The sequence below is a fragment of the Lysobacter sp. GQ73 genome, from assembly GCF_059758755.1.
Genome location: NZ_JCAXEE010000003.1, coordinates 79336 through 95354, shown reverse-complemented (window position 1 = coordinate 95354; position 16019 = coordinate 79336). Strand labels below are relative to the sequence as shown.

Here is a 16019-nt window from a genome sequence, read left to right as displayed (position 1 = left end):
TTGGTAAGGGTGGCTGACGCAGGGGTTGCCTCTGCGGCGGCTGCGGCGGATTGGATCGGGACGGCGGCATCGGGATATGGATGTCTGTGCTCGGCGCAGGGCAGGCTTCACCGCCTGCGGCCAGGGGCGCAACAGCCGCCGGTTGCGCGGTCGCGGCTTGCGCCGCTCCTGCCCTGGAGCCCACCGCATCGGCCTGTCGCGCGAACCCGTCTGTAGGAGCGAGGTGAGTCGCGACCGCGAAACGCGCAGAGACAACGAGGCCGCCGTCATTCGCCGAGGCGGCGTGCTTTCGCCAGGGTAGGAGCGGCGCGAGCCGCGACATCGCTGTGGCGGTCTTGCGGCGTCTCTCTGAGGCAAGATCAAACCCAAAGCTTCCGCCACTAAAGCGGCGGGTTACTTTCTTTTGTCATAAGCAACAAAAGAAAGGTAACCAAAGAAAAATGCTTCTCTTTGAATCACAGGCCCGCACGAGCGATGCCGACGCAGTGATTTTTCATACGGGACCTCCCTGTCCCGATGAAAAACGGCCCGCATCCCTGCGGGCCGCCCTCCGGGTCTTCTTTAGCCTTCGCCAGTTCGCGGCGTCGCACCGCAACAGCACGAGCGCGAGCAAGGAACACAAGCACAAGCACGGCGAAACAATTCGAGGCTCACGACGAAGCTGAAACATCAGCCAAAGCCATAGCCATAGCGAGATTCGTTGCGACCGGAGGGCCCCTGGAATCCAGGAGCTAAAACACTCAACCCTCAGCCCCTCACTCCACCGGCTTCGAACCGCGCAGCAAACTGAAAGCGAACCCGGCCACGGTCAGCGCGCCGGCCACCAGTACCGCCCATAGCAGCCAGGAGCGCCAGTCGCGCTTTGGTTCCGGCGGTACCAGGGCGGCGGGGCCGGCCAGGGCCGCGGGCTCGCCGAGGCGGGCGTCGGCCGGTTGCCAGTCCCGGCCGCGGGTCTGGCGCAGGGTTTCGATCAGTTGGGCGAGCGACGAGTCGGCACGGGCGGCACGCGCGGTGCGCGCGCTGCCGGCGACCAGGGCATAGGGCGGTGCGCCCTGGGCCAGGAACACCGCGACCTCGGGCCGATAGCCGAGGCGCAGCACCGGTTCGCCGGGCACAGCGGCGTTCGCGCGCAGCCGCCAGTGGCGATCGCGCACGGTCGCGGCGAGTTGGCGCTCGGCCGATCGGTCGCCCTCGCCCTGGCCGGCGACGCGGAACGCCATCCACGGGCCGGCCTGCGGGCGCCACCCCTGGTCGCTGTCGTCGCGGCTGTCGAGGCGCCATTCCACCGCGTGATTGCCCGGCAGGGCGACATCGATCTGCTGGATCGGGAAGCGGCCGTCGAGTTCGTATTCGAACGCGACCGCACCGTCCTTCTGTTCGAGGCGCCGGCCTTTCAGCTCGCGCCATTGCAGCGGCGCGGACGCGGCATTGCCGGCCAGTTCGGCGCTGACCGCGCTGATCGGGGCGGCGGCCTTGGGGTCTTGCGGAGTCAGGCGCAGGTAACGCGCCTGCTCGCCGACGCTGTCGAAGACGATGCGCCGCTGCAGCAGGCGCTGGCCGCCGCGTTGCAGGTCGATCAAGCGGCCGCTGCTGCTCACGCTGCGCCATTGGTCGAGGTCGTCGCTGGCCTCGACGCGGTAGGCCGCATCGAGCGCGGCGCCCGGCGCCCAGTCCAGCTCCAGCGCGAGGATCGGCCGGCGCAGGCGGCTGGCATCGATCAGCAAGGCGGTCTGCGGCAGCCGCGTGGTGTCGCCGGCGGTGCTGCGCGCTTCGACCCGGCGCAGGCGTCCGTCGGTCTCGACTTCGCTGATCAGTTCCCAACCCTGGGTCGCCGAGTCCGACGGCGAGGCCGGCAATGCGAACCACGGCAAGGCGACGCGCTGCGGCGCGCGCGCCAGCGGTTGTTCGGGCGCGAACACCGCGGCCGGCACCGGCGTGCCGCTGCCGTCGAGCACATCGAGGTCGCGCAGCTGCGGGCTCTGCGCCTGCCGATAGACGTGCTCGTCGAGCACTACGCGATAAGCGCCGCCGTCGTCGCGGCTGAGGTTCAAGGGCCACTGCCGCGCGTAGTCCTCGCGCGGCCCGGCCCAGGCCAACAACGGCACCATCGCGAGCAAGCAGGCGCTGCGGCGGAAGCTGGAAATAGTGCTCATGCCTGGGCCTCGCGAGTGTCGTGCGGACCGCGGTCGGGATGGCGGTCGTCGCGCGGCGGCGCTGGCGCAGCGGGCGGCGCCGGGGCGAAATAGCCGACCAGGGTGCACAGCAGGCCGTAGGCGATGAACGATGCGATGCCGAGCAGGTTGCCGAGATGGCCGCGATCGACCAACACCAACTTGGCCAGCACCACCGCCATCAACAGCGCACCGGCCAGCCACAGGCCGCGCTGGCCGCGGCGCGAGCCGGCGATCCAGCCGGCCACGCCGAGCACGCTCCAGACCACGGTCAGGCTGGTCTGCACCAGGCTGGTCGAGAACATCGACGGCGACCAGTCCACCCCGCCCCAGTGATGCGCGCTGCGCAGCACTTCGACCGTGATCAGGGCGAAGCCGGCGGCGGCGAGCAAGGGCACGCGGCGGCGGCGCAATTCCTCGCCGACCAGCGGCGACGCCAGCCACGCGCCCAACACGGTAAGCACCGCCCACTGCATCAAGCCGAGCGGATTGAGCAAGGGCAGCCACATCAGCGGACGCGGATTGGCCGGGGTGGCGAGGGTGAAGCCGATCGCCAGCGCCAGCGCGATCGCGAACGAGGCCAGCAATGGGGCGCGCCAGCCGGTGAAGCGCTGCGGCAGGGGCTGTGCGACCAGGCCCGGGCGCCACAGCAATGTCGCCGCCATGGCGAGTATCGGCAGCAACAAGGCCGCGACGCTCCAGCCGGTACCGAGCACGGGAACGCTGTCGCGCAGCCACAGGGTCGACACACGCAGCAGACTCACGCCGATCACCAGCGCCCATGCCCAGCACCAGCCGGAATGGCCCAGGCCGAGCTCGCCGCCGGCGCGTTCGCGCAGGCCGGTCAGATTGCGCCAGCCGAACACGGCGTACAGCGCCCAGGCCAGCCAGCCGAACCCGGCCAGCGGATAGTCGTGCAGGCCGGTCTGCACGAACAACAACGGCAGTGCCGACAGCAGCGCGAACATCGCGGTCAGCGACAGGGCTTTCCAGGCGTGGCGGCGGAACACCTCGGCGGCGATCCAGCCGCTGGCGGCGGTCAGCATCAGCACCGCATCGGCGCTGTGACGGTCGGGAACGAAGTCGGCGATCTCGCTGCCGGCCGCACCGAGCCACCAGGCCAGGCCCCACAGGTAATACGGCAGCGCCGGCCCGGGGCTGTCGCTGCGGCGGTAGCTCCAGGCGCTGGCGAAGCCGGCGACGGCGATCAGCAGGGCGCCGGCGAAGCTGGCATTGAGCAGCGGCGCTTGCGCGTCCCAGACCGCGTCGCTGGCGCCGATGACGAAGGCGAACGCGGCCGCGCCCTGCAACAGAAAGCCGACCATCTGCGGCAAGCGACGCTGCTGGCGCAAGCCCAGCCAGACCATCGCCGCGCCTTCGAGCGCGAACACGCAGGCGGTGGCTTCGGCGGCGAGCGCGAGCGGAATCGCCAGGGTCGCGAAGCCCACCGCGAGCAAGGCATACGGCGTCGACAACTCGAGGAAGCGCGAGTCGCGACGCAGCCACCAGGCCAGCGCCGCATACAGCGCGCCCAGGCCCAGCGCGCAGAACGCCAACGGCATGCGGTCGCCTTCGAGCAGGCCGGCCTGCAGGGTGAAAGCGACCAGCGGCGTGCCGAACACCAGGCAGCCGTCGATCAGGTCGCGGTGCCCGGCCGGACGCTTGCGCGCATACAGCACCGGGATCAACAGATAGAAGCCGAAGAACAGCAGCAGGAAGGGTTCGGTGGTCGAGAAGTGCTCGGGGCGATACTTGAGCACGCCCCACAAGGTGCCGATGCCCCAGGTGAAGACGAAACCGAGCAGATTGAGCACCCGCCACGGCCGCCACCAGGCGATCGCGAAGATGCCGGCATTGAGCACGGCGTAATAACCGAACAGGGCGACGTGGTTGCCGGAACCGGTCGACAGCCAGATCGGCGCGAGGAAACCGGCGAGGATCGCGAACACCGCCAGCGCCATCGCGTTCTGCTTGACCGCCAGCACGCCGGCGCCGGCCACCAGCACCACGCTGATCGCGAACGCCGCGCCCGCCGGCATCAACTGGTAGAGCTTGAAGGCGGCGAACACCACCAACAGCAGCACGCCGATCGCGCCGCCCTGCAAGCTCAGGGCGAAACTGCGCTTGCGTTCGCGCTGGCGCCAACCGAACACCAGCCCGGCCATCGCCGCCAGCGCGACGCCGGCCAGGCGAAGCTCGATCGGCAGATGCAGCCAGCCCTGGTCGGTCGCGTACTTCAACAGCGCCGCGACGCCGGCGAACAACACCAGCATGCCGACCTTGACCGGCACGTTGCCCTCGGTGAACCAGCGACGCAGCCAACGCGCGGCGACGGTGAACACGTCCGGCGGCGGCGGTGCGGCCGGCGCGCGCCGAGCCGCGGGCGCGGCGCGCGCAGCGGCCGGAGGTGCGGCGGCGGTGGCGTCGTGCGGGATCGGCGGCGGCAGGTTGGCCGGCGGCGGCGTGGGCGCCGAAACCGGCGGAACGGTTCCGGGCGAAGTGACGGCGGGGGGCTGAGTGACGCTGGGTGGAGCCGTCGGAGGTGGCGCAGTGGCGGGAGCCACCGGCCGCGGCGGACGCACTGCCTGCGGCGGTGGCGCTTCGCGCGCGATCCGCTCGGCCAGGGTTTCGTCGCCGCGGTGGTCGAACCTCGCCTCGCTCAGGGACTCGGCCTGCTCCGCCACGCGCTGCTCGAGCCGGGACAGCCGCGCCCTGAGCCCGGCGATTTGCGCCAGCGCCACGATGAGCAGGATCGGCACCAACACCACCGCCAGAATCAACAAACCGATCAGTGCTTCCATCACCCGTCCCTGTTCCATGTGCCGTGCGCTTGGTCACGAACGTTACACCAAGCCGCAAGCCTTGAAGGACAAGGCTTCACGCATTCTATACACAGCTTGTTCACCACATATCGCGTTGACGGAATCGGGAAACCACACTATGTTGTGCCTGTCGGTGCCGATCGCGAGATCGGCTCAATAGGGAAGCCGGTAAGGACGCAGCCGTTGCGACGTCCAAAGCCGGCGCTGCCCCGCAGCGGTATGGGAAACGAACGCTACCTAGCACTGGGCGCGCCTCGCGCCTGGGAAGCGGTAGCCAGTAGGAGACGCGAGGCGTCGTGTCCCGAGCCCGAAGACCTGCCGACAGCCGCGCGCTGCACACCGCGCGGTACCGGCCCAGGAGTCTTCGGGGGAAGACGGCCGGTGTCGCAGCACGATGGCTCCGCCGTCGTGCTCGTTCCGTTGCGGCGCCGCCACGCGCGCCGAGACGGGACGCGCCCGTCTCGGGCCGCGCGACACCTCGCCTGCAAGCTCCCGAGTTCCGCGCCCGCGGGGGCATGGCCGTGCCATCCGACGACGCCGCCGCGCGGCCGGTCGTCGATGGCGCGTCCGCGTTCTCCGCGCGTCGCCCTTCGCGGGAAGGTCGGCGGCCCGTGCATCCACGCCCCGGAGTTACGCCATGACCACGCTCGCACCCGAATCGTCCGCCGCCTCCCCCGCCGCCGGCACCGCAACCAAACCCGCCCGCGACCCGCAAGCCGACGCCGGCTTCGCGTTGACCCCGCCCGCGGCCAACCTGACCATGAGCGTGACCAAGCGCAACGGCCGCCGCGAGCCGGTCGACCTCAACAAGATCGTGCGCGCGGTGACCCGCAGCGGCGAAAACCTGTACGCGGTCGACCCGATGCGCGTGGCCACCCGCACCATTTCCGGCCTCTACGACGGCGCGACCACGCGCGAGCTCGACGAGCTGTCGATCCGCACCGCCGCCCTGCTGACCGCCGAAGAACCCGAATACGGCCGTCTCGCCGCGCGCCTGCTCGCCGGCGTGATCGAGAAGGAAGTCGCCGGCATCGAGATCCATGCGTTCTCGCAGTCGATCCAGCGCGGCTACGATCTGGGCCTGATCAACCAGCGCCTGCTCGACTTCGTCCAGGCCAACGCACGCAAGCTCAACGACGCGATCGACCGCAACCTAGACGCGAAGTTCGACTACTTCGGCCTGCGCACCCTGTACGACCGCTACCTGCTGCGCCACCCGACCGCGCGCACCGTCATCGAAACCCCGCAACAGTTCTTCCTGCGCATCGCCTGCGCGCTAAGCGAGGACGTCGGCGATGCGCTCGCCCTGTACCGGCGCATGGCCCAGCTCGACTACATCCCCAGCTCGCCGACTCTGTTCAACGCCGGCACCACCCACGAGCAGTTGTCGAGCTGCTTCCTGCTCGACTCGCCCGAGGATTCGCTGGAAGCCATCTACAAGCGCTACATGGACGTGGCCAAGCTCAGCAAGTTCAGCGGCGGCATCGGCCTGAGCTATACCCGCATCCGTTCGCGCGGCTCGCTGATCCGTTCCACCAACGGCCTCAGCAACGGCATCGTGCCCTGGCTGAAGACCCTCGACGCCTCGGTCGCCGCGGTCAACCAGGGCGGCAAGCGCAAGGGCGCGGCCTGCGTCTACCTGGAGCCGTGGCATGCCGACGTCAAGGAATTCCTCGAGCTGCGCGACAACACCGGCGACGAGGCGCGCCGCACCCATAACCTCAACCTGGCCAACTGGATTCCGGACGAATTCATGCGCCGGGTCGAAGCCGACGCCGACTGGTCGCTGTTCGACCCGTCCAAAGTGCCGCAGCTGACCGACCTGTGGGGCGAGGCCTTCGACCGCGCCTACCACGCCGCCGAAGCGGCCGGCCTGGCGGTCAAGAAGGTCAAGGCGCGCGACATCTACGGCCGGATGATGCGCACCCTGGCGCAAACCGGCAACGGCTGGATGAATTTCAAGGACAAGTCCAACCGCGCCTCCAACCAGACCCTGCGCGACGGCAACGTCATCCACCTGTCCAACCTGTGCACCGAGATTCTCGAGGTCACCTCGCAGGACGAAACCGCGGTCTGCAACCTGGGCTCGATCAACCTCTCGCACCACGTCGAGATGTACGAGGACCCCAGCGCCAATAAGGGCGTAGGCGCGTTCGATTTCGACAAGCTCGCCGAAACCGTGCGCCTGGCCGTGCGCCAGCTCGACCGCGTCATCGACCTCAACTTCTATCCGATCGAGACCGCGCGCCGCGCCAATCTCAAGTGGCGCCCGGTCGGCCTGGGCTCGATGGGCCTGCAGGACGTGTTCTTCAAGCTGCGCCTGCCGTTCGATTCGGAGCCGGCGCGCAAGCTCGCCCAGGAAATCGCCGAGGCGATCTATTTCCACGCCCTGTCGGCGTCGAACGAGCTGGCGATGGAACACGGCAAGCACCCGTCCTTCGACGACACCCGCGCCTCCGTCGGCGAGCTGCAGTTCGAAGCCTGGGGCGTGACCCCGTCGCAGCCCGAGCGCTGGGACGCGCTGCGCAAGCGCATCGCCGAGCACGGCCTGCGCAATTCGCTGCTGATCGCGATCGCGCCGACCGCGACCATCGCCTCGATCGCCGGCTGCTACGAGTGCATCGAGCCGCAGGTGTCGAACCTGTTCAAGCGCGAGACCCTGTCCGGCGACTTCCTGGTGGTCAACAAGTACCTGGTCGAGGAGCTCAAGAAGCTCGGCCTGTGGACCGCCGAGATGCGCGACCGGATCAAGATGGCCGAAGGTTCGATCCAGTCGGTGACCGAAGTGCCGGAGGCTTTGCGCCAGGTCTACCGCACCGCCTGGGAATTGCCGATGCGCTCGCTGATCGACATGGCCGCCGAGCGCGGCGCGTATATCGACCAAAGCCAGTCGCTCAATCTGTTCATCGAGAGCCCCAACATCGGCCAGCTCAGCTCGATGTACATGTACGCATGGAAGAAGGGCCTGAAGACCACTTACTACCTGCGCTCGCGCCCGGCCACCAAGATCGCCAAGACCACGGTCAGCGCGCCGGCGACGCCGAAGCCGGAACTCGCGCCGGTGGAGTTCACCCCCAGCGAAGCGATCGCGTGCTCGCTGGAAAATCCCGAGTCCTGCGAAGCCTGTCAGTAAACCGCACGTCCCCCTGCAGGAGCGGCGTAAGCCGCGACCGCGACATCGCGCATACGGCGCAAGCCTGTAACTCCGCAGTCGCGGCTCACGCCGCTCCTACAGGGGCTGCATTAAGGAAACACCCATGTCCACCGATTCAACACGCCTGCTGCTCGATCCCGGCTTCGACCTCACCCTTCGGCCGATGCGCTATCCGCACTTCTACGAGATGTACCGCGATGCGATCCGCAACACCTGGACCGTCGAGGAAGTCGATTTCTCCCAGGACGTCAACGATCTCAAGCACAAGTTCGGTCCGGCCGAGCGCCACCTGATCGAACGTCTGGTCGCGTTCTTCGCCACCGGCGACAGCATCGTCTCGAACAACCTGGTGCTGAACCTGTACCAGCATATCAACGCGCCGGAAGCGCGCATGTACCTGTCGCGGCAGTTGTACGAGGAAGCGCTGCACGTGCAGTTCTACCTGACCCTGCTCGACACCTATCTGCCCGACCCGAACGAGCGCGCCAAGGCGTTCGACGCGGTCGAGAACATCCCCTCGATCCGCGCCAAGGCCGAGTTCTGTTTCCGCTGGATCGATTCGATCCAGGGCCTGCAGCGCATCGAAACCCGCGAGCAGCGCCGCCAGTTCCTGCTCAACCTGATCTGCTTCGCCGGCTGCATCGAAGGCCTGTTCTTCTTCGCCGCCTTCGCCTACGTCTACTACCTTCGTTCGCGCGGCCTGCTCAACGGCCTGGCCTCGGGCACCAACTGGGTGTTCCGCGACGAGAGCTGCCATATGGCGTTCGCGTTCGAGGTCATCCGCACCGCGCGCGAGGAAGAGCCCGACCTGTTCGACGCCGACTTGCGCGCGCAGGTGGTGAAGATGTTCGAGGAAGCGGTCGAGTGCGAGTACCAGTTCGCCCGCGACGTGCTGTCCGGCGGCGTCGTCGGCCTGTCGCTCAAGGACATGCGCCAGTACCTGGAGTACTGCGCCGACCAGCGCATGGCCCAGCTCGGCATGCCCAAGCATTTCGGCTCGACCAACCCCTTCGCCTTCATGGACCTGCAGGACGTGCAGGAAGTGACCAACTTCTTCGAGCGCCGCGTCTCGGCCTACCAGGTCGGCGTGCAGGGCGAGGTCGCCTTCGATGAAGCGTTTTGAAGCAGGAACGAGTGCGAAGAACTCGTTCCTCTTGAATCTGCACCGGTTCCCTTGAACAGGCTTGGCCGTGGGCTCGTCGTCTCGAGCTATCGGATCGGCGTGCAGGGCGAAGTGGCCTTCGACGAAGCGTTTTGAAGCAGGAACGAGTGCGGAGGAACGAATAACGAGCGAAACCGCCGCTCTCTACCGTTACTCGTTCCTTTGAACTCGTTCCTCTTGAACAGGCCTCACCCATGATCGAAGCGCGCATGACCGAAATCGTCTTCCCCGACCACACCAACCACCTGGGCACGCTGTTCGGCGGGCAGGCGCTGGCGTGGATGGACAAGGCCGCCTTCATCGCCGCCTCGCGCTATGCCCGGAGCACCGTGGTGACCGCGCGTTCGGAGCAGCTCGATTTCCATACCGCCGTGCCGAAGGGCGCGTTGGTCGAATTGATCGCGCGCGTGGTCGAGACCGGCCGCACCTCGATGCAGGTCGAAGTCGAAATGCACAAGGAAGACCTGCTTTCGGGCGAATCGCAGCTCGCCACCCGCGGCCGCTTCACCATGATCGCGCTCGACAGCGACGGCAAGCCCACGCCGGTGCCGCCACTGCAGCGCTGAGGTCCCATCGCTTCGACGCGGTGCCGGCGCCCAATCGCGCCGTTATCGGCGGCACGGCCGCATGCCTCCCCCGGCATCGGCCGCAACTTCACCAAAGCAAGTTGCGGATATTTCCTCGGCACCGCGCTGCCTAGACTCGTGGCTCCCTCCAATGGAACCACCTTATGCGTCTGGACGATTACCGCACTCTGGGCCGCTCCGGCCTGCGCGTCAGCCCGCTCTGCCTCGGCACCATGACTTTCGGCAACGACTGGGGCTGGGGCAGCGATACCGACGAAGCGCGCAGCGTGTTCGATGCCTATCTCGAGCGCGGCGGCAACTTCATCGACACCGCCAACCTCTACACCGGCGGCAGTTCGGAACGGCTGATCGGCGAGTTCGCCCGCGGCCGCCGGGACGCGCTGGTCATCGCGACCAAGTTCTCGCTGTGCATGAACCCCGGCGACCCCAACGCCGGCGGCAACCACCGCAAGAACCTGCGCCAGTCGGTCGAGGCCAGCCTGCGCCGGCTCGGCAGCGACTACATCGACCTGCTGTATCTGCACGCCTGGGACGCGACCACGCCGGTCGAGGAAGTGATGCGCGGCTTCGACGACCTGGTCCGCGCTGGCAAGGTGCTGTATGCGGGCGTGTCGGACCTGCCGGCCTGGCAGGCCGCGCGCATGCAGACCCTGGCCGAGCTGCGCGGCTGGTCGCCGCTGGTCGCCCTGCAGACCGAGTACAGCCTGGCCCAGCGCGACAGCGAGCGCGAACTGCTGCCGATGGCGGCCGAGCTCGGCCTCGGCGTCACCGCCTGGTCGCCGTTGGCCTCGGGCGTGCTGACCGGCAAGTACACGCGCGCAGACCTCGATGCCGGCAACGCCGAAGGCCGTCGCGCGGTGGCGATCGGCAACGGCGCGTTGACCGAGCGCGCGCTGGACATCGCCGAAACGGTCAAGGCGGTCGCGGCCGAGCTGGAACGGCCGGCGGCGCAGGTCGCCCTGGCGTGGCTGTTGCGCCGGCCCGGCGGCGTGGCGCCGGTGATCGGCGCGCGCACCCTGGCGCAGCTGCAGGAGAATCTCGGCGCGCTCGAGGTCGAGTTCGACGACGCGCAATCGCGCCGCCTCGACGAGGCCAGCGTGGTTCCGCTCGGGTTTCCGCACGATTTCCTGGCCCTGCCCGGCATCCGACAAGTGATGTTCGGCGGTGCGCGGATCGAACGCCGCTGGTGAGTCGCCGGCGCCGCGGCCGAAGCCGGCCGCGGCGCCGATTCGGCAATCAGAAGCGGTAATCGGCCGTCAGGCTCAGCGTGCGCGGCGCGCCCGGCGCGTTGAAGCCGTCGACCGAACCGTGGGCGGAGCTGAAATAGCGCTGGTCGAACGCGTTCTCCAGGCGCAGGCGCCAATCCCAGGGACCGCTGCGATAGCGCAGATTGAAGTCGAAGCGGGTGAACGCCGGCAGCACGCTCAGATTGGTCGGTGCCGCGTACTGCATCGATACGTGCTGGACCAGGCCGCCGACGCTGATGCCGCGTCCGAGCAGGTACTCGGCATAGACCGAGGCGCTGTGGCGCGGCGTCAACGCCGAGGTGCGCCCTTGCAAGGAAACGCCGTTGGCGACGTTGTTGGACTTGCTGATCTCGCCGTCGAGATACGCATAGCCGGCGTACAGGTCCGGGCGCCGCTGCAGCAACGAGGCGGCGAAGCCGAGTTCGGCGCCGCGGGTGCGCTGGGTGTCCACGCCGAGCTGCCGGTTCGGGTCGACCGGGTCGCTGGTCTTGATGTGTTCGCGCTCGGTCTCGCTGCGACACCGTTGCGGTCGTCTCCTCGATCGACGCGGTTATTGGGCGCTCTTGTCGGAACGCTTCTTCGACGCGCCCGCGGTGGCCGGCGCGTCGCCGCCGGCCGCCTCGTCGCCGGGCAGCGGCAGGCGCCGCAGGTCGCGGGCGTACAGGTCGGCCGGGCTGTCGGAGGGACAGGTCTGGTCGGGGAACCCGAACTGCTGCTGCAAGGCCTTCGCGCACTCCGGCATGGAAGCGAAATTCTTGCCGGTGGCCATGCACTGGGCGTCGAAATCGCGGCGGAAGGCTTCGCGGCGGCGGACGAAGTTCTCGCCGCACTTGCGGGTCAGGCGGATGCGGTCGAGGTCGTCCTGGGCGGCGTTGGTGCCGTCGAGGCCGAATTGTTTCAACTCGTTTTCGGTAAGCACGCGCAGGTCGCGGTTGGCGATCGTCATCATCAGGTCGGCGACGCCGGTGGCGACGCCGTTGCGCTCCAGGTAGTCGCGCACCTGCTGGTTGATCGCCTTGAGCTCGCGGCTGAGTTCGGCGCGCGAGGTCGCGGTCGAGCGGTCGCGCATCAGCCGGTGGATGCCGACCTTGCCCTCGATCGAGCGGGTATCGCCGGCGGCCAGCACCAGCACGCAGGCGCTATGACAGACCGATTCCTCGCGCACCCAGATCGCCCAGCCCGACTCGGCGATCGAGTCGCCGGCGCGGATCGCTTCCTCGACATGGCCGCCGCTGGAGTCGATGTCGAGGATCCGGGTCTGGATTTCCATGCGCGTGGCCATCGCGGCGACGCGCTGCACCAGCGCGGTGAAGCCGGCGCCGATCTTGCCCTGGTAATGCAGGCGCACCACGCCGCTGGACCGGCACGGCGACAGCGCGTCGACCAGGCTGAAGAAGTCGAGCGAGGTCAGCGCTTTGCCGTCGCCGAAGCGCGGGTAGTCGTATTCGCAGCTGATCCTGGCCACGCCGCCGTCGAGCCTGGCCGGCGGCCAGTACGTGCCCTGCAGGATGTCGGTCTCGCTCGGCGCGGCCGCGGCGGCGACCTTCGGCGATTCGTTCTGGCTGCCCATGGTGACCGGCTCGGCGGCCGCCGGCGGCGGCGCGGCGGAATCCCTCCCGCAAGCCGCCAGTCCGAGCAGGCACAAGGTCAGCGCAAACGTCCTTCTGAAAAGCATGGTCCACCCATCGGATTCGGGATCGCGCGGGCCGTCCTGGTCCCGCGCCGCGCATCGTCGCCGCACCTCGAACGTTAGCCCCGGCGCCCGCGAAGCTCAACGGCAGGAGGTCACGGCATTCACGGTCGTCGACGTGCCCATCATCGTCGGCGACGCATGAACGGCAGCCGGGGGATCACCGTCCGCGGCGACGCCGGCGGCAGCGGCCACAAATCGCAAACCGGGTCCACGCATCGCGATCGTGGCGATTGACTTCGTCCGGCGCGCTGCGTAGCTTGGCGGCGTGATGGTGAACATCGCTTCATGCAGATGAAGCGATGCGACAAATCGCCACCGGTTCGCGCCGGCGGCGGTTAGAGGGAATCCGGTACGGACGCCAGTCCAATTCCGGAGCTGCCCCGCAGCGGTATAGGGAACGAACTTCGTCAGACACTGGGAGCGATCCCGGGAAGCGACGGACAGTAGGAGGCGCCTCGTGCTCCGTGCCCCAAGCCCGAAGACCTGCCATGACCGGAAGGCACGCCTTCCGTCCGACTCCGGCCCGCGAGGCGCCGGCGCTGCGTCCGGGCCGGCCCCGGCGCGGGCCGCGTCGTGCGCGCCGGTTCGCCCGCGGGGGCGAAGGTCGACACCAAGGTTGCGGCGAGGCCGGGCGCGCGAGCGTCGGGCGGCGCAGCCGTGGTCTCCTTCGTTGCCCTGCGTCATGCCCACGCATCGCAGGTACTCATCATGATCAGCGTCACCCATCTCGGCTTCCCGCGCATAGGCGCGCGGCGCGAACTCAAGCTGGCCCTGGAATCGTTCTGGAAGGGCGACACGCCGGCCCAGGCGCTGCACCACACCGCCCACGACCTGCGCGAACGCCACTGGCGCCTCGCCCGGCAAGCCGGCGCAGACGTCGTGCCGTGCAACGATTTTTCCCTCTACGACCACGTCCTCGACACCGCCGTGCTGTTCGACGCGATCCCCGCGCCGTACCGCGAGGTCTACGACGAGAACCCCCTCGGCGGCTATTTCGCCCTCGCCCGCGGCCTGCAGGACGGCCGCCGCGACCTGCGCGCGCTCGAGATGACCAAGTGGTTCGACACCAACTACCACTATCTGGTGCCGCGGTTCGAGCCCGGCCAACGCTTCGCCCTGCGCGGCGACAAGCCGCTGGCCGAGCTGGCGCAGGCGCGCGCGCTCGGCATCGAGGCGCGGCCGGTCCTGCTCGGCCCGGTGTCGTTCCTCAAGCTCGGCAAGCGCAGCGACGGCGGCGACCCGCGCGAGCTGCTCGATGTCCTGCTGCCGGCCTATGCCGAGCTGCTGGCCAGGCTCAAGGCCGCCGGCGCCGAGTGGGTGCAGCTCGATGAGCCGGCGCTGGTACTCGATCTCGACGACGCCGATCGCGATGCCTACCGCCGCGCCTACGCCGCGCTGGCCGATGCCGACGCGCCGAAGCGGCTGCTGACCCCCTACTTCGGCGGCCTCGGCGACAATGCCGCGCTCGCCGCGCGCCTGCCGGTGCAGGGCTTGCACGTCGACCTGGTGCGCGCGCCGCAGCAGTTGGAAAGCGTGCTGCCGCTGCTGCCGGACGATCGCGTGCTCAGCCTCGGCGTGGTCGACGGCCGCAACATCTGGCGCGCCGACCTCGATGCCGCGCTGAGCCTCGCCCGCCGCGCCGGCGACCGCGCGCGATGGCTGGCGCCGTCGTGCTCGCTGCTGCACGTGCCGACCGACCTGGAGCTCGAGCGCAAGCTGCCGGCGCCGCTGCGCCACTGGATGGCCTATGCGCGGCAGAAGATCGAGGAACTGCGCCTGCTCGCCGATGCGCTCGCCGGCAGCGCCGACGCCAACCGCGACCTCGCCACCGCCGCCAGCGCGCGCGCCGCGCGCTTGGCCTCGCCGCTGCTGCGCAATGCCGAGGTGCGCAAGCGCCTGGCCGCGGTCGAACCGGCGATGACCCGGCGCGCTTCGCCCTACCCGCAGCGCGCGCAGGTGCAGGCGCGACGCCTCGGCCTGCCGCTGTTCCCGACCACCACCATCGGCTCGTTCCCTCAAACCGCCGAAGTGCGGCGCGCGCGCGCCGAGCACAAGGCCGGCAAGATCGACGACGCGGCCTACCGCAGCTTCCTCGAGAACGAAACCCGGCTCTGCCTGCGCGAGCAGGAGGCCCTGGGCATCGACGTGCTGGTGCACGGCGAGTTCGAACGCAACGACATGGTCGAGTACTTCGGCGAGCAACTCGAGGGCTTCGCCTTCACCGCCCACGGCTGGGTGCAGAGCTACGGCTCGCGCTGCGTCAAGCCGCCGGTGCTGTTCGGCGACGTGGTCCGGCCGCGGCCGATGACCGTCGACTGGACCCGATATGCGCAGGCGCAAACCGAGCGACCGGTGAAAGGCATGCTGACCGGGCCGGTGACGATCCTGCAGTGGTCGTTCGTCCGCGACGACCAGCCGCGCGCCGACAGCTGCCGGCAGATCGCCCTGGCGCTGCGCCAGGAAGTGCTGGACCTGGAAGCGGCCGGCATCGCCATCGTCCAGATCGACGAACCGGCGTTGCGCGAAGGCCTGCCGTTGCGCCGCGCCGATTGGCCGGCCTACCTGGCCTGGGCCGGCGAGAGCTTCCGCCTCGCCGCCAGCGGCGTCGGCGATGCGACCCAGATCCACACCCACATGTGCTACGCCGAGTTCAACGACATCATCGAGGCGGTGGCCGCGCTGGACGCCGACGTGATTTCGATCGAGACCTCGCGCTCGCGCATGGAGCTGCTGGATGCGTTCGTGCGCTACCGCTATCCGAACGGCATCGGCCCGGGCGTCTACGACATTCATTCGCCGCGCGTGCCCAGCGAGACCGAGATGCGCGATCTGCTCGACAAGGCGCTCGATGTGCTCGACCCGGCGCAGCTGTGGGTCAACCCGGATTGCGGGCTGAAGACCCGCGGCTGGCCGGAGGTGCGCTCGGCCTTGCGCGCGATGGTGCAGTCGGCACGCGGACTGCGCGAGCGGGTCGCCGTCGAGGTCGACTGAGCCGCGCGTTCGCCCGGGCCAGATGGACCCCGGGACGGAGATCCGGGGGTTTGCCTGAGGCCGAGAAGGACACGCGACCGAGCAGGGCGTTCACGCCTACAGGGCCTGCCCGGCAGTGGGCTGACGAGGCAACGGGCCCCAACAAAAAAGCCCCGCGATCGCGGGGCTTCTTCGTCGATCGGGAAACCGCCG

Annotated in this window: 10 protein-coding genes and 2 riboswitches; of the genes, 5 read left to right on the top strand and 5 right to left on the bottom strand. The window is 69.0% G+C overall.

Going from position 1 to position 16019, the window contains the following annotated elements; all coding sequences use genetic code 11:
• Positions 1-755: 755 nt before the first annotated feature.
• Together AC6CH2_RS10300 and AC6CH2_RS10295 are read right to left on the bottom strand one after the other, a co-directional pair.
• Complete coding sequence (locus tag AC6CH2_RS10300) at positions 756-2153, bottom strand: DUF3999 domain-containing protein (protein WP_498269173.1); 1398 nt, start codon at positions 2151-2153, stop codon at positions 756-758.
• Positions 2150-4972: a DUF2339 domain-containing protein gene (locus AC6CH2_RS10295; protein WP_498269172.1), complete on the bottom strand. Its 2823-nt coding sequence runs from the start codon at positions 4970-4972 to the stop codon at positions 2150-2152. Before AC6CH2_RS10295 ends, AC6CH2_RS10300 begins: the two co-directional genes overlap by 4 nt.
• Positions 4973-5107: 135 nt before the next feature.
• Positions 5108-5330, top strand: a riboswitch (cobalamin riboswitch).
• A gap of 423 nt (positions 5331-5753) precedes the next feature.
• Between AC6CH2_RS10295 and AC6CH2_RS10290 the strand changes: the two genes are divergently transcribed.
• The 4 genes from AC6CH2_RS10290 (at position 5754) to AC6CH2_RS10275 (ending at position 11086) form a co-directional block, all read left to right on the top strand.
• Positions 5754-8126 carry a ribonucleoside-diphosphate reductase subunit alpha gene (locus tag AC6CH2_RS10290; protein WP_498269523.1) on the top strand — a complete coding sequence of 791 codons (2373 nt, stop codon included), beginning with the start codon at positions 5754-5756 and terminating at the stop codon, positions 8124-8126.
• A gap of 124 nt (positions 8127-8250) precedes the next feature.
• Positions 8251-9270, top strand: coding sequence for a ribonucleotide-diphosphate reductase subunit beta (locus tag AC6CH2_RS10285; protein ID WP_498269171.1), 1020 nt, complete (start codon positions 8251-8253; stop codon positions 9268-9270).
• 233 nt (positions 9271-9503) lie between these two features.
• On the top strand, positions 9504-9875 hold the full coding sequence (locus AC6CH2_RS10280) for an acyl-CoA thioesterase (RefSeq protein ID WP_498269170.1): 372 nt from the start codon (positions 9504-9506) through the stop codon (positions 9873-9875).
• A 164-nt stretch (positions 9876-10039) separates the two neighbouring features.
• On the top strand, positions 10040-11086 hold the full coding sequence (locus AC6CH2_RS10275) for an aldo/keto reductase (protein WP_498269169.1): 1047 nt from the start codon (positions 10040-10042) through the stop codon (positions 11084-11086).
• Between the two features lie 46 nt (positions 11087-11132).
• Here AC6CH2_RS10275 and AC6CH2_RS10270 read toward each other — a convergent pair whose 3' ends face one another.
• From AC6CH2_RS10270 to AC6CH2_RS10260, 3 genes are all read right to left on the bottom strand, one after another.
• The gene (locus tag AC6CH2_RS10270; protein ID WP_498269168.1) at positions 11133-11594 is read right to left on the bottom strand and encodes a TonB-dependent receptor domain-containing protein; all 462 of its coding nucleotides are present in this window, start codon (positions 11592-11594) and stop codon (positions 11133-11135) included.
• A gap of 99 nt (positions 11595-11693) precedes the next feature.
• Positions 11694-12818: a COG3904 family protein gene (locus AC6CH2_RS10265; protein ID WP_498269167.1), complete on the bottom strand. Its 1125-nt coding sequence runs from the start codon at positions 12816-12818 to the stop codon at positions 11694-11696.
• 96 nt (positions 12819-12914) lie between these two features.
• On the bottom strand, positions 12915-13115 hold the full coding sequence (locus AC6CH2_RS10260; RefSeq protein ID WP_498269166.1) for a hypothetical protein: 201 nt from the start codon (positions 13113-13115) through the stop codon (positions 12915-12917).
• A 20-nt stretch (positions 13116-13135) separates the two neighbouring features.
• Positions 13136-13341: riboswitch (cobalamin riboswitch) on the top strand.
• Between the two features lie 203 nt (positions 13342-13544).
• Between AC6CH2_RS10260 and metE the strand changes: the two genes are divergently transcribed.
• Positions 13545-15827 (top strand): 5-methyltetrahydropteroyltriglutamate--homocysteine S-methyltransferase, encoded by a 2283-nt coding sequence (gene metE / locus AC6CH2_RS10255; RefSeq protein ID WP_498269165.1) that lies wholly within the window; start codon positions 13545-13547, stop codon positions 15825-15827.
• Positions 15828-16019 lie beyond the last annotated feature (192 nt).

What these genes read in the sequence shown, in the direction of transcription:
- AC6CH2_RS10300 (WP_498269173.1), bottom strand. Translation starts at nt 2,153, where the DNA reads ATGAGCACTATTTCCAGCTTCCGCCGCAGCGCCTGCTTGCTCGCGATG.
- AC6CH2_RS10285 (WP_498269171.1), top strand. Translation starts at nt 8,251, where the DNA reads ATGTCCACCGATTCAACACGCCTGCTGCTCGATCCCGGCTTCGACCTC.
- AC6CH2_RS10275 (WP_498269169.1), top strand. Translation starts at nt 10,040, where the DNA reads ATGCGTCTGGACGATTACCGCACTCTGGGCCGCTCCGGCCTGCGCGTC.
- AC6CH2_RS10280 (WP_498269170.1), top strand. Translation starts at nt 9,504, where the DNA reads ATGATCGAAGCGCGCATGACCGAAATCGTCTTCCCCGACCACACCAAC.
- AC6CH2_RS10295 (WP_498269172.1), bottom strand. Translation starts at nt 4,972, where the DNA reads ATGGAAGCACTGATCGGTTTGTTGATTCTGGCGGTGGTGTTGGTGCCG.
- AC6CH2_RS10260 (WP_498269166.1), bottom strand. Translation starts at nt 13,115, where the DNA reads ATGTTCACCATCACGCCGCCAAGCTACGCAGCGCGCCGGACGAAGTCA.
- AC6CH2_RS10265 (WP_498269167.1), bottom strand. Translation starts at nt 12,818, where the DNA reads ATGCTTTTCAGAAGGACGTTTGCGCTGACCTTGTGCCTGCTCGGACTG.
- metE (WP_498269165.1), top strand. Translation starts at nt 13,545, where the DNA reads ATGATCAGCGTCACCCATCTCGGCTTCCCGCGCATAGGCGCGCGGCGC.
- AC6CH2_RS10290 (WP_498269523.1), top strand. Translation starts at nt 5,754, where the DNA reads ATGAGCGTGACCAAGCGCAACGGCCGCCGCGAGCCGGTCGACCTCAAC.